General features: G+C 54.6%; 1 pseudogene. It reads left to right on the top strand.

The annotated features are described in order from the left end of the window. Nucleotides 1-79: 79 nt before the first annotated feature. Nucleotides 80-304: pseudogene (locus ALP40_RS07810) on the top strand (helix-turn-helix domain-containing protein); the annotation flags it as partial. Nucleotides 305-324: the final 20 nt, after the last annotated feature.

The following is a 324-nucleotide window of genomic DNA, read 5'->3' as shown; positions in this document are numbered from 1 at the left end:
CTAGTGTGCTGTTCGCGAAATAGCTTTTCATTATTTTCGGCTACACTTCAGATGCCATCCCAGCCTTGGAGAGCTTATCGTGAGCGCTCTGGACATCACGCTTAGCCCTGAAGAAACGATCGAACTCAAACGGCGCGTTCGCTCTGCCACCATCCCTCAGCGAGAAGGTCGGCGAGCCCGCATAATCTTGCTGGCTGCCGAAGGCGAAACCCGAGACAACATTGCACGGTTGACGGGCTTTTCCTGCCCAACAATCACGCTCTGGTGTCAGCGTTTCCAAGCACGTCGACTGGATGGACTGGTCGTATGCGATCCATAAACCCC

It is taken from the genome of Pseudomonas viridiflava (assembly GCF_003702045.1).
GTDB classification, from domain to species: domain Bacteria; phylum Pseudomonadota; class Gammaproteobacteria; order Pseudomonadales; family Pseudomonadaceae; genus Aquipseudomonas; species Aquipseudomonas viridiflava_C.
The sequence above is the reverse complement of the archived record's forward strand: the minus strand, read 5'-3'. Positions and strand labels throughout refer to the sequence as shown.